This window comes from Haloarcula sp. R1-2, from assembly GCF_011627385.1.
Lineage (GTDB): Archaea > Halobacteriota > Halobacteria > Halobacteriales > Haloarculaceae > Haloarcula > Haloarcula marismortui.
Map to the genome: position 1 here is coordinate 453,220 of NZ_JAANTG010000002.1, position 23,534 is coordinate 476,753.

Below are 23,534 nucleotides of genomic sequence, written 5' to 3' on the forward strand. Positions count from 1 at the left end.
CCGTGGCGCTGCGCGACAGCAGCTCCCGGGAGTCCACGTGGTAGCCGGGAACGCAAACGCAAAGTAGGGCCACGCTAACGTTCAGGTAATGCAAGGACTGCTGTCGGAACTGCTCCAGAGCATCATCGACATGCCCGGCTGGTTCCTCGGCGTGGCACTGAACGACCCGCTGGCGGCACTCATGCTCGCTGTCGGGGCCGTCATTACGACCGTCTCGGTCGCCGCCTTCGGGTATCTGTCGCTGGGGGCCGCGCTCTCGCTGTTCAGCGGCTCCGGCGGTCGAGGACCGCCCCAAGCAAATCGATAGCCGTCTCGACATCCGGCCCAAGCGGCGACGCGAACACCACGCTGTCGGCGTGTTCTTCTAACGCCGCTGTCCGTTCGGCCACCGCTTCTGGCGTCCCGGCGATACAGAACGCGTCCAGCATCGCCTCGGTCACGCCATCGAAGGCGGCCGTGAACTCGCCGGCCGAAATCGCCTGCCCAATCTCCTCGGCGTCGTCGTGGTCGATGCCGTGGCGGTCGAGCACCGGCGGCGGTGACCCCGCGGCGACGAACGCGACCGGTGGGCGAGCGGCCTCCCGCGCTTCGGCCTCGTCTTCGGCGACCGAGACGCTGGCGTAGGCCGCGAGGTCGAACTCGCCGTACTCCTCGGGTCGCTCGTCGGCCATCTCTTCTACTTGCTCGCGTGCCCACGCGAGATCTTTTGGATGCGCGCCGTTGTACAGCGCCCCGTCGGCGTGTTTCGCCGCCATCCGGGTCATGTGCGGCCCCTGCGCGCCGACGTACACCGGAATCTCATCGACCTCGTAGTTTAGCCCGGCGTCGACGGCCTCGAACGTCCCGTCGTGGTTGACTCGCTCGCCGTCCCAGAGCTTCCGCGCGGTCGTGAACGTCTCCAGCACGCGGCGCAGTGCGTTGTCGTGGTCGAAGCCGAGGTTGCTGAGCGTCGATTTATCCCCCGGCCCGATGCCGAAGACGGCCCGCCCGTCGCTCAGTTCGTCGAGCGTTGCGACCCGCGAGGCCAGCGTCACCGGGTGCGTCTCATACGGGTTGGCGATGCCGGGGCCGAGCAGCACCTCATCGGTCCGCTCGGCCATCGCGGTCAGCGACATGAACTGGTCGCGGTTGTTGTAGTGATGGCTGACGTACACGGCATCAAGCGCGTTCGATTCGGCCTGTTCGGCAAACGAGGCGAGCTGTGCGACCGGGTGTTCCGGGGTGAGTTCAATCGCGTACATGGGACCACTCTCTGAGTGCTTGTCTGACTGCGTCCTTCTCCGGGTCGCGGAACAGCTGCTCGCTGCCCGCGTGGTCGCCGAAGTCGAAATCGCGGACGACTGCGGCGGGTGTTCCGCCGTCGCCTTCGCCGGTGACGAGGTTGGCTGCGGCGGCGAGTTCGTCGACGACGGCCTGGACGGTGGCTTCGAGTTCGCGGCCGTCGCGGTCGTGTTCGCCCCGCCAGTCCCGCGAGGCGGAGAGCCCGGCCCAGCCTAGCGCGACGCCGCGCTGGCCGAGGCGAAACGGCCGCCCCGACGTGTCGGTAACGATGACGCTGGGTTCGACTCCCGCGTGTTCGCGGATGCCGTCGCGGATCGCTTCGGCCTCTGCCGTCGGGTCCTCGGGGAGCAAGAGAAGGTCCGCGCCGGGCACGTTCGAGCGGTCGATGCCCGCGTTGACGGTGATGTGCCCGAACTTCGTCACGCCGAGGATGAAGGGGGCTTCGACCAGCACCTCCTCGCACTCGTCGAGAATCGCCTGTGCCATCCGCGGGTCTTTCTCCTCGTCGGCGATGTCTTCGATGGTTGCCGCAATGCGCTCAGCACGCCCGCCTGGCTCGTACGATGACAGCGACCGCCCGCGTCCGTTGGCCTTGGAAACGATGGTGCTGGCGACACAGACCACGTCGTCGTCCTGCAGGTCGGCCTGCTCGACGAGCAGTTCGGCCACGTCATCGCCAGGGCGGACCTCGGGCACCCCCTCGACCGCGAAGACTTCCATACCGCTCCTGCGGTCTCTGCCGGAAAAAGACCCGCGTTCGCTGCAAAGCCGGCCAACAGTGGCAACAGCTGCCGGTATATCCGGAGTAAAACAGCGCCCACCTAGCCGTGCTACAGTTGGTGCTGGGCCACGTCGAGCGAACCGTCCTCGACTGTCGCGGTCAGCATCGTCGGGCGGTCTGCCGGCGAGGCCCCTGTGACGCTGCCGGGGTTCAGGAGCCAGACGCCCTCGTAGACGATGTCTGTCTGTTCGTGGGTGTGGCCGGCGACGCCGATGGCGTTGCTGTCGGCCGCTTCGCGGACCGCAGTGGCGACACGGTCCGCCCAGCCTTGGTGTGGTCCAGTGCCGTGTGTCACGACAAACGTGACGCCGCCGAGTTCGACTGTCGCCCGCTCCGGCAGCCCTATCTGCGGGTCGATGTTGCCCGAAACGGCGGTCAGTTCCGTCGCCATATGGCGGATGTCAGCGAGCGCGCCTTTGCTGTTGAAATCACCGGCGTGGATGACGTGGTCGGCGACTTCGATGCGTTCCCGGAACGACGGGGGAATCTCATGTTCCCGGGACGGGATGTGCGAATCGCTGATGAGAGCGACATCCATACCGATGCATCACGTCGGCGTTCGAAAAGGGTTACTGCCACGGAAACGGGTGCCGACTGGTCGTCCGGCTATTCTGCGGACGCAAACACGTCTCGCAACCCGTCCAGCTGTTCGACCAGCCGGTCGATGCCGTTGTTGATCGTTGCGACTCGCTCGTCGATGTTGTCCACCGGAATCGCCCCCTGCGGTGTCGGCTCGATGAGTTCGTCGTCTTCCAGCATCCGTAGCGAGTACCGCACCTTGTGTTTTGGGACATCTGTCTCCTCGGCGAGCCGAACGATACCGATCGGCCCGTTCTCGATGACGGCTTCGAGGATCGACAGGTCCCGCCCCTCCTTCTCAACCTGATCTTCTAGTCGGTCCATTCCCATAGCAAATCGTACCTGTGCATTTACGGTCGTGACACATAAACGCCCCAGTTGCGGCACTGTGATTCGGGTTTGCTCTCTGTCCCGCTCTGTGCCTCTGGTTTCGAACCGTCAGTCCCTATTCGTCTGAAACCGGCGTCCGCCGAAGCTCGTCGAGCTGGTCCCGGAGCTTGCTCAGCTCTGTCTCTAGTTCTTCGCGGCGGTCAATAAGCGCGCTCAGCTCTTCCGTGTTGACCGAGTAGTCGTTGTCCATCGCCACATCCAGCGCGTCGGTCGTTGCGCTCGTGAGGTCGGACGCGACCCGCAACACCTCGCTTGGCGTCCCGCGGGACTCGTACAGCTCCTGTTCGCCCGATAACGGGCTGTATGTCACCATTGGCGACTCAATGCCGCGGTGGTAGCTCACCGCGTAGCTTGTGTCCGTCACCGGATTGAGCCGGTCGTCCGCTCGCTCCGTCCGAACGATATTGAACGGCTCGGCCAGTGCGGGAAACGTGTCGGCGAGGTCCCGGAGCCGGTCCGCAGCGGTCACGTCCAACTGTGCTTCCACGTCGCCGAAAAACTGCCGCGAGTTGGTGAGACTGAACGCCACGGTGTAAAACACCGACTCGTCGCTGTCTGCCAGATTGCGAACACGGTCGCGGACCTCCTCGTGGCGGCCCTCGATAGTGAGCTTCTCCAGTTCCTCAAGCAGCGCCCGAACGCCCTCCTCGCGTTCGAGGAACGCCTCGACAATCGCGCCAGGCATTTCCTCGCCATCCACGTCCTCCATGGCCCCTCTTTTGCGGGGCCTCGTAAACAGTTTGTCGCCCGCAGTCGCTTATCGGCACGTCTTACAAGCAACACAAAACATATGCCAGCCCCCGTGGAGTGATAGCACGTCCGACCCCGGTGGACGGACACTATGACAGGCCAAGGGGGCACTCCCCGGCCGTCTGCTGTTGCCCTGCTCTTGTGATATCAGTATGTGCTGTTTTCTCAGCAAGTATGCGGTGTTTACTGCCTACTGAATAGCTACTAACGCGTGTACTGGGTTGAGATGTAGAACGAAAGCGACGCGATGAAACGCATCGTTTGTCGAGTTAAAATCAGAGAAACGCCCGGAGCGGGATTTGAACCAGAGCAAGACGTGCTCGCTCACTACGTTCGCTGTGCGCGACTTCCAGGATTCAAATCCCTGTTGCGCGTGTCATCGCTCACGATAACGGGCACACGCTAAGCGGTGCTCGTCGGGATTGTTCACAATAGGAACGCCCGGAGCGGGATTTGAACCCGCGTCACGACCGTGACAGGGTCGTATGATGGGCCACTACACCATCCGGGCAGCCTGCGAGCACACACTGCATGGCGCTCGCCAGTTTGGTTGCAATAGGAACGCCCGGAGCGGGATTTGAACCCGCGTCACGACCGTGACAGGGTCGTATGATGGGCCACTACACCATCCGGGCCTTCGTTGCATTTCTTCGTACCTTGGTGTCGGTATTAAGACTTTCCAAAGAGACCCGCCCCGGGATGAGTGCACATGACGGGACCCAAAGTTCTATGTCCGGTCTGCTGCATGTGGGTGGTAGGAGCAACCACGCCCGCAGTCCGCGAGGGTGGGCGGGTCCGATAGCCACAGCAGAGCGACTTGGTAAGTGTTATATGCACCCCGACAGTACGGCCCTGTAGTATCTCGTGACAGCCACCTTCTCCAGCAGCAGGCCAAACGCACACGCACACACATGGTAGATGTAAGTCAACACGACCTCGTCCCAGACCACAGCGTCGTCGACGAGGATGACCTCGAAGCAGTACTCACTGAGTATGAAATCAAGAAGACGGACCTTCCGAAGATCAAGCGTACCGACAAGGCGCTGCCCGATGACGCCGAAGTCGGTGACGTGGTCCGGATCGTCCGCGACTCCAGAACGACGGATGAAGCCGTCGTGTATCGACTGGTGGTAGAATAATGGACACACAAGATCGCCGCGCTATATCGCGTGAATATTTCGCCAAGGAACGGCTCGCCGAACACCACTTCCGCTCGTTCAACGCATTCCTCGACCGGGGAATGCAGCAGGTCGTCGACGAGAAAGAGACCATCGAGACCGACATCGGTGACAAGGAAGGGCAGGAACCGGTATGGGTCGAACTCGGCGACGTCCGCGTCGTCACTCCACGGGTCCGCGAGGCTGACGGCAGCGAGGAACTGCTGTACCCGCAGGAAGCCCGACTCCGAAACATCACCTACTCCGCGCCGGTGTTCATGGAGATGGCCATCGTCCGCGGTGGCGAGGAAGAACCGGAGGAAGTCGTCGACCGGACAGAGACCAAGATCGGACGAATGCCCATCATGGTCGGGTCGAACAAGTGTAACATCGCGGGCTTCACCGACGAGGAACTCATCGACATCGGCGAGGACCCTGCAGACCCCGGTGGCTACTTCTGTGTCAACGGCTCCGAGCGGGTGCTGATGACCAGTGAGGACCTTGCCCCGAACAAGATTCTGGCCGAGTACGACACCAAGTACGGCGACGAGGTGCAGGTCGCCAAGACGTTCTCCCAGCGCCGTGGCTACCGCGCGCTGGTGCTGTGTGAACGGACCCGGGACGGGCTGCTGGAAGTCTCGTTCCCGTCCGTTTCGGGCAGTATCGACTTCGTCACGCTGGTCCGCGCGCTGGGGCTGGAGTCGGACGAGGAGATCGTCCACCGCGTCAGCGAGGACCCGGAAATCGTGAAGTTCATGCTGGAGAACTTGGAGGAGGCCGAAGTCCAGACGACCGAGGAAGCCATCGAGACGCTGGGCAAGCGTGTCGCCTCCGGGCAGGGCAAGAACTACCAGCTCAAGCGAGCTAACTACGTTATCGACCGCTATCTCCTCCCGCATCTACATGAGGAAGGCGTCGAGGAAGAAGAAGTCCGCATCAACAAGGCGTTTTACCTCTGCCGGATGGCCGAGGCGTGTTTCGAACTGGCACTGGGCCGCCGCGAATCTGACGACAAGGACCACTACGCCAACAAGCGGCTGAAGGTCAGCGGCGACCTGATGACCGACCTGTTCCGGACGGCGCTGAACAAGCTCGCCCGGGACGTGAAATACCAGCTTGAGCGGGCCAACATGCGAAACCGCCAGCTGTCCGTCTCGACGGTCGTTCGTTCTGACGTGCTGACTGAGCGACTCGAACACCCGATCGCGACGGGGAACTGGGTCGGCGGCCGTTCTGGCGTGAGCCAGCTGGTTGACCGGACAGACTTCATGGGGGTGCTGTCACACCTCCGGCGACTGCGCTCGCCGCTCAGTCGCTCCCAGCCACACTTCGAAGCACGGGACCTGCACGCGACCCAGTGGGGTCGCATCTGTCCCTCCGAGACGCCTGAAGGCCCCAACTGTGGGCTGGTGAAGAATTTCGCCCAGGCGATGGAGCTGTCACAGGACGTATCGGACCCACAGGGTCTCAAACAGGAGCTTGCCGAGATGGGGGTTCAGGGCATCCCCGGTATCGAGTCGATCGAACAGCAGCCCGCGGACGATTAATATGAGTCAGGGACGCGAAGCCAAAGTATACGTAAACGGTAGTCTGGTCGGCACACACCCCGACCCGGAACAGCTCGCAGAACAGGTACGACAGGCGCGACGACGGGGGGACGTCTCCCAGATGGTCAACGTCTCGGTCAAGAACCGGACCGGGGAAGTCATCATCAACGCCGACGCCGGCCGTGCCCGACGCCCGCTACTGGTCGTCGAGGACGGCGAACCGCTGATGACCGACGAGGAGGTCGAGCAGGTCAAAGAGGGCGAGCTCGAATTCGAAGAGCTCGTCGAACGCGGCCTCGTCGAGTTCATCGACGCTGAGGAGGAAGAGGACATCCTCGTCGGGGTCGACGAGGACGAACTCACGGAGAAGCATACGCACCTGGAAGTCGACCCGCAGCTGATGTTCGGTATCGGTGCCGGGATGATTCCGTACCCCGAACACAACGCCTCGCCCCGGATTACGATGGGGTCGGGGATGATCAAGCAGTCGCTTGGCCTGCCGTCGGCGAACTACCGCATTCGCCCGGACACGCGCCAGCACCTGCTGCACTACCCGCAGCTGTCGATGGTCAAGACCCAGACCACCGAACAGATCGGCTACGACGACCGCCCCGCGGCACAGAACTTCGTCGTTGCCGTCATGAGCTACGAGGGGTTCAACATCGAGGACGCACTCGTGATGAACCAGGGGTCGGTCGACCGCGCGCTCGCCCGTTCACACTTCTTCCGTACCTACGAGGGCGAGGAACGGCGCTACCCCGGCGGTCAGGAGGACCGCTTCGAGATTCCTGACGACGAGGTTCGTGGCGCACGCGGCGAGGAAGCGTACACGCACCTCGACGACGATGGCCTCGTCAACCCCGAAACGAAGGTCGGCGAGAACGCCGTCCTGCTCGGCAAGACCAGCCCGCCCCGGTTCCTCGAAGAGCCGGACGACATGGGCGGTCTCTCACCGCAGAAACGTCGGGAGACGAGCGTGACGATGCGCTCGGGCGAATCCGGCGTCGTGGACACGGTCACGCTAATGGAAGGCGAGGACGGCTCGAAACTTTCGAAGGTCTCTGTGCGTGACGAGCGCATCCCCGAACTCGGGGACAAGTTCGCGTCACGGCACGGCCAGAAGGGTGTCGTCGGCCACATCGCCCCGCAGGAGGACATGCCCTTCACCGAGGAGGGTGTCGTCCCGGACCTCATCATCAATCCGCACGCACTGCCGTCGCGGATGACCGTCGGCCACATCCTTGAGATGATTGGCGGAAAGGTCGGTGCGCTCGAAGGCCGCCGCGTCGACGGTACCGCCTTCACCGGCGAGGACGAGGATGAACTCCGTGGCTCGCTTGAAGAGCACGGCTTCGACTCTAGCGGCAAGGAGACGATGTACTCCGGTGTGACCGGTGAGAAGATCGATGCGGAGATCTTCGTCGGCGATATTTTCTACCAGAAGCTGTACCACATGGTCTCGAACAAACTGCACGCCCGTTCTCGCGGGCCGGTGCAGGTCCTCACCCGCCAGCCGACCGAGGGGCGCGCCCGCGAAGGTGGCCTGCGTGTGGGTGAGATGGAACGGGACGTGCTCATCGGGCACGGTGCGGCGATGGCGCTCAAGGAGCGCCTGCTCGATGAGTCCGACCGCGAGTGGATCAACGTCTGTGGACAGTGTGGGATGACCGCCGTCGAGAACGTCGAGCAACGGCGCATCTACTGTCCGAACTGCGAGGAGGAGACCGACATCCACGAGGTCGAGATGTCCTACGCGTTCAAGCTCCTGCTCGACGAGATGAAGGCGCTCGGAATCGCCCCGCGGATCGAACTGGAGGACGCAGTATGAGCTCACAACAGACACCCCAGGAAATCGGGCAGCTCAGCTTCGGGCTGATGGACCCAGAGGAGTACCGAGAGATGTCGGCTACCAAAGTGATTACGGCCGACACGTACGACGACGACGGCTTCCCCATCGACATGGGGCTGATGGACCCGCGACTCGGTGTCATCGACCCCGGTCTAGAGTGTAAGACCTGCGGGAAACACAGCGGGTCGTGTAACGGCCACTTCGGCCACATCGAACTCGCTGCGCCCGTCATCCACGTCGGGTTCGCGAAGCTCATCCGCCGACTCCTGCGCGGGACCTGCCGGGAGTGCTCCCGGCTCTGTCTCGACGAGCACGAGCGCGACGAGTTCGCTGACCGACTGACACGGACCCAGGACCTCGGTCGCGACCTCAACGACGTGACCAAGGCCGCCATCCGGCAGGCCCGCAAGAAGGACCGCTGTCCGTTCTGTGGCGAGAAGCAGTACGACATCAAACACGAGAAGCCGACCACCTACTACGAGGTGCAGGACGTGCTGGCCTCGGACTACCCCGAGCGGATCGCCGCCGCGATGGAGGAGTCCGAGGACCCGATCTCGCCGATCGACCTCTCCGAAGAAACCGGCATCGACAGCAGCCGTGTGCAGGAGATTCTCAGCGGCGAGTTCCGACCCCGGCAGGAGGACCGCCGCGCTCTGGAAAAGGCGTTGTCGGTTGACCTGACCGAGGAGGACATGAACAAGCTGATGCCCAGCGACATCCGGGACTGGTTCGAGGACATCCCGGACGAGGACATCGAAGTGCTGGGGATGAAGCCGGCCCGCTCCCGACCGGAGTGGATGATTCTGACGGTGCTGCCGGTGCCGCCGGTCACCGCTCGCCCCTCGATTACGCTGGACAACGGCCAGCGCTCCGAGGACGACCTCACCCACAAGCTTGTGGACATCATCCGCATCAACCAGCGGTTCATGGAGAACCGCGAGGCGGGTGCGCCACAGCTGATTATCGAGGACCTCTGGGAACTGCTGCAGTACCACGTCACCACGTTCATGGACAACGAGATTTCGGGCACGCCGCCGGCGCGACACCGCTCCGGCCGGCCGCTGAAGACCCTCTCCCAGCGCCTGAAAGGCAAGGAGGGCCGATTCCGTGGGTCGCTGTCCGGGAAACGCGTGAACTTCTCCGCTCGGACCGTCATCTCGCCGGACCCGACGCTCTCGCTGAACGAGGTCGGTGTGCCGGACCGGGTCGCCAAGGAGATGACCCAGACGATGAACGTCACCGAGCGCAACCTTGAGGAAGCGCGACGGTACGTCTCCAACGGGCCTGAAGCCCACCCCGGCGCGAACTACGTCAAGCGGCCGGACGGCCGCCGACTGAAGGTGACCGAGAAGAACTGCGAGGAACTCGCGGAGAAGGTCGAGCCGGAGTGGGAAGTGTCCCGCCATCTGGTCGACGGTGACATCATCATCTTCAACCGCCAGCCATCGCTGCACCGGATGTCCATCATGGCCCACGAGGTCGTCGTGATGCCGTACAAGACGTTCCGGCTGAACACGACGGTTTGTCCGCCGTACAACGCTGACTTCGACGGGGACGAGATGAACATGCACGCCCTGCAAAACGAGGAGGCCCGGGCCGAAGCCCGCGTCCTCATGCGCGTGCAGGAACAGATGCTCTCCCCGCGCTTCGGCGAGAACATCATCGGCGCGATTCAGGACCACATCAGCGGGACCTACCTGCTGACCCACACCAATCCGAAGTTCAACGAGACGCAGGCGCTTGACCTGCTCCGGGCGACCCGCATCGACGAGCTGCCCGAGGCCGACGGCGTCGACGAGGGCGGCGAGGAGTACTGGACCGGCCGCTCGCTGTTCTCGGAGCTGCTGCCGGACGACCTGAATCTGGAGTTCACGTCCTCTGCTGGCGACACTGTCGTCGTCGAGGACGGCCAGATGACTGGCGGCACCATCGACGAGGACGCCGTCGGGGCCTTCGGCGGCGAAATCGTCGACACCATCGCCAAGGACTACTCGCGGACCCGTGCCCGGATTCTCGTCAACGAGGTCTCGGCGCTGGCGATGCGGTCGATCATGCACTTCGGGTTCTCCATCAGCATCGACGACGAGTCTATCCCACGAGAAGCGGAAGAGCAGATCAACGACGCCATCGACAGCGCCTACGACCGCGTTGAGGAACTCATCGAGACCTACGACCGCGGCGAACTCGAATCGCTGCCCGGCCGGACCGTCGATGAGACGCTCGAAATGAAGATCATGCAGACGCTGGGCAAGGCGCGTGACTCCGCCGGTGACATCGCCGAGGACCACTTTGGCGAAGACAACCCGGCCGTCATCATGGCCGAATCCGGTGCGCGTGGGTCGATGCTGAACCTGACCCAGATGGCCGGCTGTGTCGGCCAGCAGGCAGTCCGTGGCGAGCGGATCAACCGTGGCTACGAGAACCGAACCCTCTCACACTTCGAGGAGAACGACCTGTCGGCCGACGCCCACGGCTTCGTGGAGGCCTCCTACCGCTCCGGGCTCGGCCCGAAGGAGTTCTTCTTCCACGCCATGGGTGGCCGCGAGGGGCTGGTCGATACGGCCGTCCGGACGTCGAAGTCCGGGTACCTGCAGCGCCGGCTCATCAACGCCCTGTCCGAACTCGAAACGCAGTACGACGGGACCGTCCGGGACACCTCGGACACCATCGTCCAGTTCGAGTTCGGCGAGGACGGCACGTCGCCGGTCGACGTGTCCTCGAATCAGGACGGGGACATCGTGGATGTCGAACAGATCGCCGACAGCGTCCTCGACGAGGAGTTCGAGAGCGAGAAGCAAAAAGAGAGCTTCCTCGGGACCCGCACCGAGCGGACCAACCTCTCGGAGCACGCGGACGACTGGTGGATGGCCGAGGGTGACGACTAACAATGACAGCACACGACGTATCAGCAGACATCGAAGCCGTCGTCGAGGACACTGAGCTGCCGCGACGGCTGAAAGACGAAGTGTACAGCACCATCGAGGAACGTGGTGTCGGCGTCGACGACGCCGACCGCATCGCCAAGGCCGTCGAGACCCGCTACCTCGACACGCGCGTCGACCCACTTGACCCGGTCGGGACCGTCTCGGCTCAGTCCATCGGCGAACCGGGAACGCAGATGACGATGAACACGTTCCACTACGCGGGGGTCGCCGAGATCGACGTGACACAGGGCCTGCCGCGGCTCATCGAGCTGGTGGACGCCCGGAAGACGCCGGACACGCCGATGATGACGGTCCACCTTGATGAGGAGTACGCGACGGACCGCGAGCGCGCCCACGAGGTCGTCTGGAAGATCGAGGCGACGCGCATCCTCGCGCTGGGTGACATCTCGACGAACGTCGCGGACATGCTCGTCGAGATCGACCTCAACGAGGACACGCTGCTGGAGCGGTGGCCGACGGTCAACGACACGGACGCCATCGCTGAGGAGATCGCCGAGACCATCGAATCGAATCTCGGCGTCTCGACCCGGCAGGCCGGCACGCTCATCGAGTTCGGCCCGGAGGAACCCAGCTACCGCGACCTCTTGCAGCTGGTCGAGGAGCTACGGGAGATCGTCTTCAAGGGGATCGAGGAGATCACCCGCGTCGTTATCCGCAAGGAGGAGACGGACAACGGCGAGGAGTTCGTCCTCTACACCGAGGGCTCGGACTTCGGCGAAGTGCTGGACATCGAGGGCGTCGACGCCTCCCGGACGACGTGTAACAACATCCACGAGATCTACCGGGAACTCGGCGTCGAAGCGGCCCGCGAGACGCTCATCAACGAGACGATGAACACGCTCGAAGAGCAGGGGCTTGACGACGTGAACGTCCGGCACCTGATGCTCGTGGCCGACATCATGACCAACGAGGGGACTATCGAGTCCATCGGCCGCCACGGCATCTCGGGGTCGAAAGACTCCGTGCTCGCCCGTGCAGCGTTCGAGGTGACGGTTAATCACCTGCTCGACGCCGCCATCCACGGCGAGGTCGACGAACTCGACGGCGTCACGGAGAACGTCATCGTCGGGAAGCCGATCAAACTCGGCACTGGTGACGTCAACCTCCGGATGGGTACGACTCAGGACTGATGCGGGTCGAACTCTCGGACGAAGCACGTCGACTGGTCGCCCTCTTCGAGGACGAGGCAGCCGTCACCGTCCGGGATTGCGTCGTCGATGAGGACCACGACCAGGTGGTGTATCTGGTCAAACGGGGGCAAATGGCCGACGCCATCGGGCCGGGCGGCCAGACGGTCGAGCGCGTCGAGGAACGCCTTGGCCGCGAGGTCAAACTCGTTGAAGCCGCCGAGACGGCCGAGGACTTCGTGGCCAACGCGCTCGCGCCGGCTGCGGTGTACAACGTCACCGTCTCGGAGAACGACGACACCGTTGCCTACGTCGAAGTGGCACAGGAGGACCGCGGGGCCGCGATCGGCCGTGAAGGGCGTAACATCGATGCCGCCCGGCAACTGGCCAAGCGGCACTTCGAAATCGACGGCATCGAACTGACCTGAGCAGGGCGGCCTGTTCAGTTCGCCTTTTTCAAAACCAGACTGGAGAGCGACCGCCGTTCAGTCGTCGCCCACTGAGACGTCCGACGCGTCGTGCTCGTACACGTCGGTATCGCTGTGTGTGGTTCCGCTATCGACATCGAACGTCTGCAGGAGTTCGCTGAGGTCGCCAGCCTGATCCGACAGGGATTCGATGCCGCTGGTGACCTCGTTGATGGTTGCGGTCTGTTCCTCCGCGGCGGCGGCGACGTTCTCGGCGCTGGACGCGGTTTCCTCGCTGATTGTTCCGACTTCGTCGGTCATCGCCACCACCTCCTCCGTCGTCGCGGCCTGTTCGTCGGTAGCGTCGCTGATGGACTGAATGCCGTCGTTGACTTCCTCGACCCGGTCGACAATGGCCTCAAGCGATTCGATTGCGTCGTCGACGGTATCGATGCCGTCCGTGACGGAGTCGCCCATCTGTCTGATGTCGGTCACGGCGTCACCGGTGGTGTCCTGCACATCTTCGATAACCGTCGAGACTTCCTCGGTGGCTTCGGTCGTCTCCTGTGCGAGGCCTTTGATCTCGTCGGCGACGACGGCAAACCCTTCACCCGCTTCACCGGCCCGCGCGGCCTCGATGGAGGCGTTCAGAGCGAGCATATTGGTCTGTTCAGCGATGTCGTCGATGAGGTCGACGATGTCGCCGATCTGCTCCATCTCCTCGTCGAGGGACTCGACGCGGTCGATTGTCTCGTCGGCTCGCGCCTCGATGTCGTTCATCACTTCGATAGCCTCTGATGCGCGCTCGCTGCCGGTTTCACCGATTTCGGCGGCTTCGTTCGACGTGGTCGCGACTTCGTCGGCCTGTGCCGCGACCTCCTCGACCGTCGCGGAGAGGCCGGACATCTCGTCGACCGTCTCCTCGATGTTCTCGTACTGCGTTTCCGCGCCGTCGGCGATCTCCTGGACGGATTCACTGACCTCCTCGCTGGCGCCACGGACCTCAGTAGCGCTCGCGGTTATCTGGTCGGCGGAGCCGTCGACGTCGTCGGCGAACTCCCGGATTCGCATGACCGTCTGGCCGAGCTGGGCGAGCATATCGTTGAACGCAGCGGCGATGTCGGCCATCGCGTCGTTGTCCGTGTCGGTGTCGAGTCGCTGGGTGAGGTCGCCGTCGGCTGCCTGCCGCATGACGGCCGAGAACTCCTCGGCCTGCTGTTCGAGCGTTCCTGCTATCTCTTCTGCCTCTGCTTTGGACTCTTCGGCCTCCTGCTGGGCCTGTTCGAGGTCGCTGATGAACGATTCAAGGTTCCCGTGCATACTCGATAGCGACGCGCCGAGTTGACCGGGCACGTCCTTGTCGAGCGCCGGGTCGTCGAACGCCTGTCTGGAGAGTGCGTCGGCCTGTGCGGCGACGGTGTCGAGATAGGTCTTCATCTCGTAGAAGGCGTTCTGGACGTCGCCGACCTCGTCGAGGCGGTCAGACTGTTTGATATCGGTGTCGAAGTTCCCCACTGCGAGGGCTTCCGCCTGCGTCGAGAGCCGTCTGAGCGACTGCATGATGCCACGACCGACGACCACGCCGATGACGGCGAACCCGGCCAGTGAAACACCGATGATGGCGATGAAACTCCCGATAATACTGTCACGCAGTGCGAAGGCGGTCGATTTCGGGGCCTGCTTGACGACGATCCACGGCGTGTCATCGACAGACTCCGCGGCGACCAGGTACGGCCCGCTCCGGGCCACGCCGCTGTCTCCCGTTGTAAGTGCGCTCAGGTTGGCGGAGACGTTGTACTGCGTGCCGATGGTCGAGGCGTCCTCGGCGAACTGGACCGTCCCGTCCTGTCGGACAATCCGCGTTTCACCGCCGTCGATGGAGTTGCGGAACTGGGCCGTCCGTGCGGTCACGTTGTGGACCACAACGACCAGTTTGTCGCTCCGGGCGACCGGGCTCGCGAAGGCGATGTATTTCGATCCGTCGTAGGTGTACACTGTCGACATATCGACCGAGTTCGACCCGGTGACCGAGAGGACCCCGCCCTCCCACTCGAAGTCGTCCGTCCGGAGCGATGTCTGGCGTCGGTCGCTCAGCGACGACTCCTTGATTTCTAGAGTCTCTTCATTGACGTAGTGGATGGCGTACACCGACTCCGGCTGGTAGAACGCTTGCCGCTGTAACGCGCCACGGATCATCGTCGGGCTTCCATCCTGGACGTCGGACAGCGTCGAGAGGGTTCGTGCGGCGTTTCGCTGGCTCCGAACCCAGTCTGCCGTTGTCGTGGCTGTCTGGACGGCCCCGGTCTGCAGTTCGTTCTCGCGCTGTTCTGTCAGTTCGTCTGCAACCGTCCGCTCCGCGGTGACGCTCACACCCGCAACAAGCAGGGCGATACAGAGAATGATAAGCGCCAACTTCCGGAGATACGTTTGCCGGACGACATCTGGGAGACGTTGTTCAAGTTTCATAGCTACTACGGCAGGTCTGTCTGAATAACTCAAGTGCCGCTACTAGAAACCATCTGCCCAGTTATCACACCTGATTCCGTGCACGCGCGCTATCGCCCTGTTAACGGGTTGTGGCACCGGGACCTGTGGCTTCTGAGACACAGACTGTCGGCTGTACGGCTGCGAAGGGGCTTGTCAATTCAGGCTGACACATCCATCGAACCAGTCACCGCCGATAGTGTCAGCCGACTCCGGCGTGCGGTCGAAGTCGTGGTGCGTGGGTTCCCGACGAACAGTGGAAGTGCCGCACTGCGCCTCACACCCGACTGAAACACCGTGCTGACCGCTTCTTTCCCGTTGTCGTGGCACTCCCCTCAGGTTATCTGCCGCACTTTTCACCTGTCTATGGCATAGAACGCCACACACACCGGCGCTACCGGCTGAGTCCGAAAGAGGAGTCTTAAGTACCTCCGAAAGGTACCAGTGCCTACTATGGCGAACGGCAAGTACGCCGCGCGCAAGCTCAAGAAGGACCGCCAGAAGCACCGGTGGTCCGACACTGACTACGCGCGTCGCGAACGCGGCCTGGGCAAGAAGTCCGACCCGCTCGAGGGTGCGCCCCAGGGACGAGGTATTGTACTGGAGAAAGTCGGAATCGAGGCCAAGCAGCCTAACTCCGCTATCCGGAAGTGTGTCCGCGTCCAGCTCATCAAGAACGGTAAGCAGGTCACCGCGTTCTGTCCCGGTGACGGCGCTATCTCTTTCATTGACGAGCACGACGAGGTCACGATCGCAGGTATCGGCGGGGCGAAGGGCCGCGCGATGGGCGACCTCTCCGGTGTCAACTACAAGGTCGAGAAGGTCAACGGTGTCTCTCTCATCGAACTCGTTCGCGGGAACGCGGAGAAACCGGTCCGATAACCATGAGTGCCGAAGACACACCCGAGGCTGACGCTGACGCGGCTGAGGAAAGCGAGCCGGAGACGGCCCGTGCGAAGCTGTTCGGCGAGTGGGAGATCACGGACATCGAGTACTCCGACCCCTCGACCGAGCGCTACATCACTGTCACGCCGATCGCCCACACGATGGGGCGCCACGCGGACAAGCAGTTCAAGAAAAGCGAGATCAGCATCGTCGAGCGACTGATCAACCGCCTGATGCAGACTGACGAAAACACGGGCAAGAAACAGCTTGCGACCTCCATCGTCACTGAGGCGTTCGAACTCGTTCACGAGCGCACCGACGAGAACCCGATTCAGGTGCTCGTCAGTGCTGTCGAGAACAGCGCCCCCCGAGAGGAGACCGTCCGCCTGAAATACGGTGGTATCTCGGTCCCGAAGGCCGTCGACGTCGCGCCACAGCGCCGCGTTGACCAGGCCCTGAAGTTCCTCGCTGAGGGCGTCTACGGTGGCTCGTTCAAGACCACCACGACCGCCGCCGAGGCGCTCGCACAGCAGCTCATCGGTGCTGCCAACGACGACGTCCAGACCTACGCGGTCAACCAGAAAGAAGAGAAAGAACGCGTCGCGGCTGCCGCTCGCTAACTCGGCTGTCTCCGACATCTTTATTCTTCCATACTCGGCAGAGAAATCTATGCGAAACCCCTGCCGTGACGCCCGCTCCCGCCGCCAGTATCTCGCCGCGCTTGGCGGTATCGGGGCGACCGCACTGGCCGGTTGTCGCGGTGAGTCCGGGACACAGACGGAGCCTCCGGATCCGACGCCAACAACCACAACGGCGGCAGGCCCGACTCGGGCGCTAGATCGCTACGACGTATCCCTTAGCCACGAGCGTAGCCAGTTATCCGACACCGACTGGACGGCCCCGACCACGTCGCCAACGGACACGCCGCTCGCCACCGAACCACTCATCGAGGATTTGGAGATCCCGTGGGACCTCTCATTTGCCGCTGACGGCACGCTATTTCTCACTGAGCGGGTCGGTCGCGTTCTCTCGTTTGTGGACGGCAGCGTCCGAACAGTCACCGAACCGGCGGCAGTCATCGACGCGGAGTCGAGCGACGACGGCTGGTGGGTCACCGGCGGTGAGGGCGGCACGCTCGGCGTTGCCGCACATCCAACGTATCCCGATCCGCCGGTGGTGTACGTCTACTACACGACGATGACTGACGACGACGAGCGGGTCAATCGGGTCGTCGCAATGGACGTGTCGGCCGAGGACCCGGCTGCCACGGAGTCCGTCCTCGTCGACAACATTCCCGGGAGCAAGATACACAACGGCGGGCGGCTCACGTTCGGCCCCGAGAACTACCTCTGGATTACGACGGGAGACGCGGGCGACGGCGAACTGTCTGCCGACACCGACTCGCTCGGCGGGAAGGTCCTCCGCGTGACGCCTGTGGGGGACCCCGCTCCCGGGAACCCGGAGCTCGGCGGAGACCCGCGGGTGTTCACCTACGGCCACCGGAACCCACAGGGACTGGCCTGGCTCCCCGACGGAACGCTCGTCGCCTCCGAGCACGGCCCGACCGGGCGGGACGAACTCAACCGCCTCGAAGCTGGGGGCTACTACGGCTGGCCCGACACTCGCAAGCACGCGGAGTACCTCGATGCTGACCCCGAGGTCCACCGGCCGCTCGCCAACACGGGCAACACTGGTGGGTGGGCACCCTCTGGCTCGCTGTTTTACACTGGCGATGCCGTGCCCTCGCTCCGGAACCGACTGCTCACCGGCGGCCTGAATGGGCAGACACTCCTCGTGACGACGCTAACACCGGCCGGTGCGGACCTGCCACCGGGTGCCGACGCCGAGGTGTATGACGCGGACTGGACCGACGACGCCTACACCGCGACGACCCACTCCCTGCTGGCCGACGAAATCGGTCGGATTCGCCACGTTGAGCAGGGGCCAGACGGCGGGCTGTATCTCGTTACGTCGAACCGCGACGGGCGGGCTGGCGACGGCTTCCCGCGGGAGCACGACGACGTGCTCGCCCGCGTCTCCCCGGCCGAGTGAGCGACGCGCGCGCCCAGCGGAAACGCGCTCCGTGAACCACTGGCTATATTTCGGTTGACGAGAGAGAGAGACCCATGGCAACAGAGCAATCCGTCGACCTTGTTGATGACGACACTGTGGGCTTGTTCACGAAGGCGGTGCTGCTCGCGGCGCTGACCGCGGCGCTCGCACAGATATCTATCCCGCTCCCGGGGACGCTGCCGCCGTTCTCGCTGCAGCCCTTCGGGATGTTCTTCGCCGGCCTGCTACTGGGGCCGCTGTGGGGCGGCGTTGCCCTGCTGTTGTACGTCCTTGTCGGTATCGCCGGCGCGCCGGTGTTCTCGAACGCGAACGCGGGCCTGGGCTACGTCATCGCCGGGCAGGGGACCGGTGGCTTCCTCGTCGGCTTCCTCGTCGGTGCGGTCGTCGCTGGCGCTATCGCACACCGGAGCCTAACGCCGAAACCGGTCGCTGACCTCTCTGTTCCGGTGCAGGTCGTCGCGTTCGCCGCAGCAATCGCCGTCGTGTACGCTATCGGCATCCCGTGGCTGGCAGTGGTCACCGGACTGCCGCTCGCTCGCGCCGCGGCCGTCATGGCTCCGTACATTCCGCTTGACCTCCTGAAGCTCGGTATCGCGATCGCCATCGTGCAGGGTGGGTATCTCGCCGGTCGATGATCGAGGTCAGCGACCTGCGCTATCGGTACGGCGATGTCGATGTTCTTGACGGGGTCACGCTGTCGATACCTGATGGCCAGTACTGTCTGCTCGTCGGCCCGAACGGGAGCGGCAAGACGACGCTCGTCCGGCATCTCAACGCCCTGCTGACCCCCGACGCCGGAACGGTCACCGTCGACGGGACGGACGTGACGGACGACCCCGTCGTCGCCCGGACACGTATCGGGATGGTGTTCCAGCACCCACGCGACCAGTTCGTTGCTGCGACCGTGGCGGCTGACGTGGCCTTCGGCCCGGAGAATCTTGGGCTCGACAGGGCAGAAATCGACCGCCGAGTCGAAACGGCGCTTGACGCTGTCGACCTCGGTGATGCCGCCGAGAGCCGTATTGACGCCCTCTCCGGCGGCGAGCAGGCCCGCGTCGCCATTGCCGGGGCACTCGCCATGGAGCCGGACTACCTCGTGCTCGATGAACCGCTTGTCGGGCTCGACTGGCCGGCACGGAAGTCAGTACTCGACCACCTCGATGCGCTGGTCGCTGATGGCACGGGCGTCATCGTCGTCACCCACGACCTCCGGGACCTCCACGAGCGGGCCGACCGTCTCGTCGCGCTGCACGCGGGGGAAGTCGTTCTCGACGCGTCGCCAGCCGAAGCGCTCGATGCCCTCCCGGACCTCGGCATCCGAGACCCGCGATGTTGAGCTACCGGCCTGGTTCGACGTTCGCGCATCGGCTGGACCCGCGGTCGAAGCTGCTGGTCCAGTTCGGGCTCGCTATTGCCGCGGTCGCGCACCCCACGCTCCTGTGGCTTATCGGGACGACCGCGTTTGCGCTGGGCACGCTCGCGGCGGCGCGACTCTCGCCGCTGGCCGTCCTGCGCTCCTATCGGGTTGTCCTTGCCGTGCTGGCGCTGGCCCCGTTCGTCGCCGGCGTAGCGCTTGGCCCACCGTGGTTTCGAGTCGACCCGGCGCTGCGCTCGGCGTTGCACGTCGGGCGCATCCTCCCGGTGTTGCTTGTCAGCGCTGCCTACCTCACGTCGACGCCGGTTCGGGACACGCGGGCGGCGGTCCAGCGTCTGATACCCGGAAAACCCGGCCAGATTCTCGGCATTGGGATGGCGCTCGTCGTCCGATTGTTTCCGCTGGTGCTCGCTGACGTTCGCGAGGTGCGCGACGCGATCCACGCCCGTGGTGGCGAGGCTCGCCCGCTACGGGACCGCGCTCGGCTGCTCGCCGTCCGGTCGCTAGAACGGACGCTCGACCGCTCGGACCGGCTCTCTGTCGCCCTGCGGGCTCGCTGTTTCGCGTGGAACCCGACACTTCCGCCGCTTGCCTTTGACCGACGCGACTACCCGGTGCTTGCCGTCGGCATCGCGCTGGCGGCGTCGCCGCTCATTCCGATGTAGCTGTTCGACACTCTCTCACTCGACGATATCGACACCGGTAATTTCGAACCGTGCGCCGCCCTCGCTACTCTCGTCGATGGTCACCGTCCAGTCGTGGGCGTCGGCGATCTCCGCGACGATCCAGAGCCCGAATCCAGTTCCGGCGTCCGACGTCGAGTATCCGGTCTCGAACGCGCGCGACCGGTCTTCCTCGTCGATACCCTCGCCGTTGTCCTCGACGTAGAAGCCGTCGTCAAGATCGCCGAGCGTGACGGTCACGTCGTTGCCGCCGTGTTCCACGCTGTCGTCGGCCCCAGGCCGACTGCTTGTGGAGCCATGCTCCACACTGTTGCTGAACAGGTTCTCGAGCAGTTGTTCTAATCGGCTCCTGTCGGCACGAACGATGGCGTCCGTCTCGACAGTGAGTTCGGCGTCGTTGGTTTCGACGTTGTGCCAGCACTGCTCGGCCGCATCCGAGAGCGCCACCACGCCGGTGTCAACCGCCGACTGCTCGTCGCGTGCAGCCGCGAGCAGGTCGTCGATGAGCGTCCGCATCCGCGCGAGTGCGTCGCTGGCGCTGTCGAGGTGCTCACTGTCGTATTCCTGCTGGGCCAGTTCGATGCGTCCCTCGGCGACAGATAGCGGGTTCCTGAGGTCGTGGCTGACGATGCTGGTGAACTCTTCGAGGCGCTCGTTGGTCTCCTCCAGTTCCTGTTCGCGGCGCTTGCGCTCGGTGATGTCACGGTCGATACCGAGTGCCCGAACCGGTGTCCCGTCGCTATCGGATTCGACGCGCCCTTTCGCCTCCATCCAGCGAACCTCGCCGTCACGGATGATCCGGAACTCGGCTTCGTACATTCCGGTCTCGGCCGCCGATTCGATGCGGGTCGCCACCTCCGCCTGATCCTCGGGATGGACCAGCGGTAAAAACTCGTCCAGCGACTCGATGTCAGTGCCATACAGCGTCTCGGACCCGGGGTAGTACGCCAGGTCGCCGGACTCGAACTCTCGGTCCCAGACGACCGTCTTGGTCGTCTCTAGCGCGATCTCCATTCGTTCGCGCGCGCCCTCAAGTTCGCGCTCCCGGAGCTTTCGGTCGGTGATGTCCTGGATAGAGCCCCGGAGTTTGACAACGTCGCCGTTCTCGGTGACCGGTTTACACAGCGCGCGAACCCATCGGCAGTGGTCGCCGTCGCCGATACGCACCTCCATGTCGTACCCCTCGGCCGTTTCTATCGCCCGATGGAACTCAGTCCTGACAGTTTCCCTGTCGTTGGGGTGGTACAGATCGATGATAGAGTCGATGCTCAGTTCGTCGTCCGGCGTCAGCCCGTGTATCCGGTAAAACTCGCTTGTTACCGTCATTTCGGGGGGGGGGGGTCGCTCGTCACGTCTACCTCCCAACCGCCGACGCTTGCGATTCGCTGAGCCTGGCCGAGAAGTTCCTTCGTCCGCGTAAGTTCCTGTTCGCGTGCCTGCCGTTCAGTGATGTCTCGGCCGATGCCGGCGAGCATCGGATTCCCGTCGGGGTCCTCGACACGGGTCGCCGTGAACTCGTGCGGGATCTGGTCTCCCGATTTCGTTATAAACGGCACTTCCACGCGGGTGGTCCCACCCTCAAACACCGATTCGATAGCGGCCGAAACGAGGTCTCGATACTCCTCTGGGAAGAACTCGGCACCGTGAGTCCCGGCTACTTCCGCGGCTGAGTAACCGGTCACGTTTAGCAGACTCTCGTTCCAGCGCCGGAAGCAGCCGTCGCTGTCGAGGACGTAGAACACGTCGTCGATGGCATCCAGCATCTCGTCGGTGTACTCCTTGTATCGTTCGAGGCGCTGCTCGCGCTGCTGGCGTTCGAGTTCGTAGCTCACCCACTGCGTTGCGAGATGGACGAACGTCTTCTCCTCCTCTGTGAATGGGCTCTTTCGGGGTGAGCGGTCGACGAAACAGAGCGTCCCTGAATGCGCGTTACAGACACGGACCTCGCTGCTGATGTACGTCTCGTATTCCCAGCGGTCGTATGCCGGGTCCGAGGCCCACCCCTCTTCGGATGCTTCCGAAGTTGCCATGACACTCCCTGTATCGATCATTTTCCGGCAGTACGACTCCGACAACGGCGTGACCGTTCCCGGCATGAGCCGGTCGTCGCTCCCCCTCGCATAGCGGATGGTGAACTCGTCGCGGTCAGTATCGTTCGAAGACAGGAACGCGTTAGCGGTTCCAAGACGCTCCCGGCCGAGGTCCAGAACCGCCCGGATCTTTTCATCGAACGAGGCGTCGGGGTCGGCGCTGATCTCGTAGAGTCTCCGGAGCGTTTGGTTGTGCTCCGCGAGCTGGTTCTTCGTGGCTTCGAGTTCGCGCTCGTGGTTCCGACGCTCGGTGATGTCACGAGCGAATCCGGCCACGCGAACTGTCTCGCCGGCATCGTTCGTGATCGGCTCGCCCTGTATCCAGACCCACCGTTGATACTCCTCTGTTGCGTTGACACGGCACTCGACGTCAGCCGACTCGCCGTCCATGAGGCTCTGCATCGTGTCTTTCATCAGTTCGCGGTCCTCGGGATGGATACCGTTCAGGAAGTCGTGGGGGTTCTCCCGGAGCTTGGCGACTGACCGTCCCCAGATGTCCTCGTAGGCGGAGTTGATGACAAGAACCTCGCTCAGGTCGGCTGTGAACTCCCAGAGGATATCGTTGGTCGCTTCCGTGAGTTCACGGACGCGGCGCTCTGACTTGGCGGCCTGTTGCTTCGCGCGATACTCGGAGACCGCGTTTTCGATGCGGTTCGCCAGCAGTTCGTACACCTCGACACCGAACGACTTCTGCAAATAGTCGGTTACGCCCACCGAGATGGCTTCGCTGGCTACCTCTTCGCTCCCTTTGCCGGTGAACAGAATGAACGGTAGATCCGGGTTTGTCTCCCGAATCGCATCGAGCAGTTCGACGCCGTTCATCTTGGGCATATCGTAGTCGGAGACGACAGCATCGAACCCGTTCTGGGCGAGCCGGTCGAGCCCGTCTCGTGCGCTAGTCGCGGTTTCAACGGAGATTCGGTCGTCCGCGGCCTCTAGAGAATCCGCTGCGACAGCCACGAAGTCGGGGTCGTCATCGATGTGTAGTACCCGAATTCGGTCGCCGACAACATCGGTACCCCCGCCGAGATGCCGACCACGAAGCGCCTCGGTCATAGTCAACTAGTTCACAAGTCCACGCAAAAACAGTTCTGCCCGCTACTCTACGTTTGCGCGTGAGCGAAGCCTGCA

The 23,534-nt window shown here is 63.6% G+C and carries 19 protein-coding genes, 2 tRNA genes and 1 pseudogene; 13 read left to right on the top strand and 9 right to left on the bottom strand.

Annotated elements, in window-relative coordinates; all coding sequences use genetic code 11:
• Positions 1–88 precede the first annotated feature (88 nt).
• Positions 89–307, top strand: coding sequence for a hypothetical protein (locus G9C82_RS10440; RefSeq protein WP_004959128.1), 219 nt, complete (start codon positions 89–91; stop codon positions 305–307).
• Here the strand turns inward: G9C82_RS10440 and G9C82_RS10445 are convergent.
• The 7 genes from G9C82_RS10445 to G9C82_RS10475 form a co-directional block, all read right to left on the bottom strand.
• The gene (locus G9C82_RS10445; protein WP_127014054.1) at positions 264–1,241 is read right to left on the bottom strand and encodes a 5,10-methylenetetrahydromethanopterin reductase; all 978 of its coding nucleotides are present in this window, start codon (positions 1,239–1,241) and stop codon (positions 264–266) included. The two genes, G9C82_RS10440 and G9C82_RS10445, sit on opposite strands and share 44 nt — an antisense overlap.
• Positions 1,228–2,001 (bottom strand): coenzyme F420-0:L-glutamate ligase, encoded by a 774-nt coding sequence (locus G9C82_RS10450; RefSeq protein WP_127014055.1) that lies wholly within the window; start codon positions 1,999–2,001, stop codon positions 1,228–1,230. Before G9C82_RS10450 ends, G9C82_RS10445 begins: the two co-directional genes overlap by 14 nt.
• Before the next feature lie 110 nt (positions 2,002–2,111).
• Positions 2,112–2,600, bottom strand: coding sequence for a metallophosphoesterase family protein (locus G9C82_RS10455; RefSeq protein WP_127014056.1), 489 nt, complete (start codon positions 2,598–2,600; stop codon positions 2,112–2,114).
• A 68-nt stretch (positions 2,601–2,668) separates the two neighbouring features.
• Positions 2,669–2,965 (bottom strand): winged helix-turn-helix transcriptional regulator, encoded by a 297-nt coding sequence (locus tag G9C82_RS10460; protein WP_004959120.1) that lies wholly within the window; start codon positions 2,963–2,965, stop codon positions 2,669–2,671.
• A gap of 121 nt (positions 2,966–3,086) precedes the next feature.
• Positions 3,087–3,740 (bottom strand): hypothetical protein, encoded by a 654-nt coding sequence (locus tag G9C82_RS10465; protein WP_004959117.1) that lies wholly within the window; start codon positions 3,738–3,740, stop codon positions 3,087–3,089.
• Positions 3,741–4,219: 479 nt separating this feature from the next.
• Positions 4,220–4,292: transfer RNA gene (locus tag G9C82_RS10470), tRNA-Asp, on the bottom strand.
• A gap of 51 nt (positions 4,293–4,343) precedes the next feature.
• A tRNA-Asp gene (locus tag G9C82_RS10475) sits at positions 4,344–4,416 on the bottom strand.
• A gap of 276 nt (positions 4,417–4,692) precedes the next feature.
• On the opposite strand from G9C82_RS10475, the gene G9C82_RS10480 reads away from it, so the two are divergent.
• Genes G9C82_RS10480 through G9C82_RS10505 form a run of 6 tightly spaced genes read left to right on the top strand, consistent with a single transcriptional unit; the run spans position 4,693 to position 12,834 of the window.
• Positions 4,693–4,920, top strand: coding sequence for a DNA-directed RNA polymerase subunit H (locus G9C82_RS10480; protein ID WP_004959115.1), 228 nt, complete (start codon positions 4,693–4,695; stop codon positions 4,918–4,920).
• The gene (locus G9C82_RS10485; RefSeq protein ID WP_004959113.1) at positions 4,920–6,485 is read left to right on the top strand and encodes a DNA-directed RNA polymerase subunit B''; all 1,566 of its coding nucleotides are present in this window, start codon (positions 4,920–4,922) and stop codon (positions 6,483–6,485) included. Before G9C82_RS10480 ends, G9C82_RS10485 begins: the two co-directional genes overlap by 1 nt.
• A gap of 1 nt (position 6,486) precedes the next feature.
• Positions 6,487–8,313: a DNA-directed RNA polymerase subunit B gene (gene rpoB, locus G9C82_RS10490; RefSeq protein WP_121302309.1), complete on the top strand. Its 1,827-nt coding sequence runs from the start codon at positions 6,487–6,489 to the stop codon at positions 8,311–8,313.
• The gene (locus tag G9C82_RS10495; RefSeq protein WP_004959109.1) at positions 8,310–11,219 is read left to right on the top strand and encodes a DNA-directed RNA polymerase subunit A'; all 2,910 of its coding nucleotides are present in this window, start codon (positions 8,310–8,312) and stop codon (positions 11,217–11,219) included. The genes rpoB and G9C82_RS10495 overlap by 4 nt, the downstream gene beginning before the upstream one ends.
• Positions 11,220–11,221: 2 nt before the next feature.
• Complete coding sequence (gene rpoA2 / locus G9C82_RS10500) at positions 11,222–12,409, top strand: DNA-directed RNA polymerase subunit A'' (protein WP_005537132.1); 1,188 nt, start codon at positions 11,222–11,224, stop codon at positions 12,407–12,409.
• The gene (locus tag G9C82_RS10505; protein WP_004959102.1) at positions 12,409–12,834 is read left to right on the top strand and encodes a NusA-like transcription termination signal-binding factor; all 426 of its coding nucleotides are present in this window, start codon (positions 12,409–12,411) and stop codon (positions 12,832–12,834) included. Before rpoA2 ends, G9C82_RS10505 begins: the two co-directional genes overlap by 1 nt.
• A gap of 57 nt (positions 12,835–12,891) precedes the next feature.
• Here the strand turns inward: G9C82_RS10505 and G9C82_RS10510 are convergent, their stop codons facing one another.
• A complete protein-coding gene (locus G9C82_RS10510; RefSeq protein WP_127014057.1) occupies positions 12,892–15,279 on the bottom strand; it encodes a methyl-accepting chemotaxis protein in 2,388 nt (795 codons plus the stop codon).
• Positions 15,280–15,750: 471 nt separating this feature from the next.
• Here G9C82_RS10510 and G9C82_RS10515 point away from each other — a divergent pair, with 471 nt between their 5' ends.
• The 6 genes from G9C82_RS10515 (at position 15,751) to G9C82_RS10540 (ending at position 20,295) form a co-directional block, all read left to right on the top strand.
• Positions 15,751–16,179, top strand: coding sequence for a 30S ribosomal protein S12 (locus G9C82_RS10515; protein WP_004515440.1), 429 nt, complete (start codon positions 15,751–15,753; stop codon positions 16,177–16,179).
• A 2-nt stretch (positions 16,180–16,181) separates the two neighbouring features.
• A complete protein-coding gene (locus tag G9C82_RS10520) occupies positions 16,182–16,802 on the top strand; it encodes a 30S ribosomal protein S7 (RefSeq protein WP_004959098.1) in 621 nt (206 codons plus the stop codon).
• 49 nt (positions 16,803–16,851) lie between these two features.
• A complete protein-coding gene (locus tag G9C82_RS10525) occupies positions 16,852–18,234 on the top strand; it encodes a PQQ-dependent sugar dehydrogenase (RefSeq protein ID WP_127014058.1) in 1,383 nt (460 codons plus the stop codon).
• 74 nt (positions 18,235–18,308) lie between these two features.
• The gene (locus G9C82_RS10530; protein WP_004959095.1) at positions 18,309–18,890 is read left to right on the top strand and encodes a biotin transporter BioY; all 582 of its coding nucleotides are present in this window, start codon (positions 18,309–18,311) and stop codon (positions 18,888–18,890) included.
• Positions 18,887–19,591: an energy-coupling factor ABC transporter ATP-binding protein gene (locus G9C82_RS10535; RefSeq protein ID WP_007189411.1), complete on the top strand. Its 705-nt coding sequence runs from the start codon at positions 18,887–18,889 to the stop codon at positions 19,589–19,591. The genes G9C82_RS10530 and G9C82_RS10535 overlap by 4 nt, the downstream gene beginning before the upstream one ends.
• Complete coding sequence (locus G9C82_RS10540) at positions 19,585–20,295, top strand: energy-coupling factor transporter transmembrane protein EcfT (protein ID WP_011224219.1); 711 nt, start codon at positions 19,585–19,587, stop codon at positions 20,293–20,295. Before G9C82_RS10535 ends, G9C82_RS10540 begins: the two co-directional genes overlap by 7 nt.
• A 15-nt stretch (positions 20,296–20,310) precedes the next feature.
• On the opposite strand, the pseudogene G9C82_RS21025 reads toward G9C82_RS10540, so the two are convergent.
• Positions 20,311–23,459, bottom strand: a pseudogene (locus tag G9C82_RS21025) (PAS domain S-box protein).
• Positions 23,460–23,534: the final 75 nt, after the last annotated feature.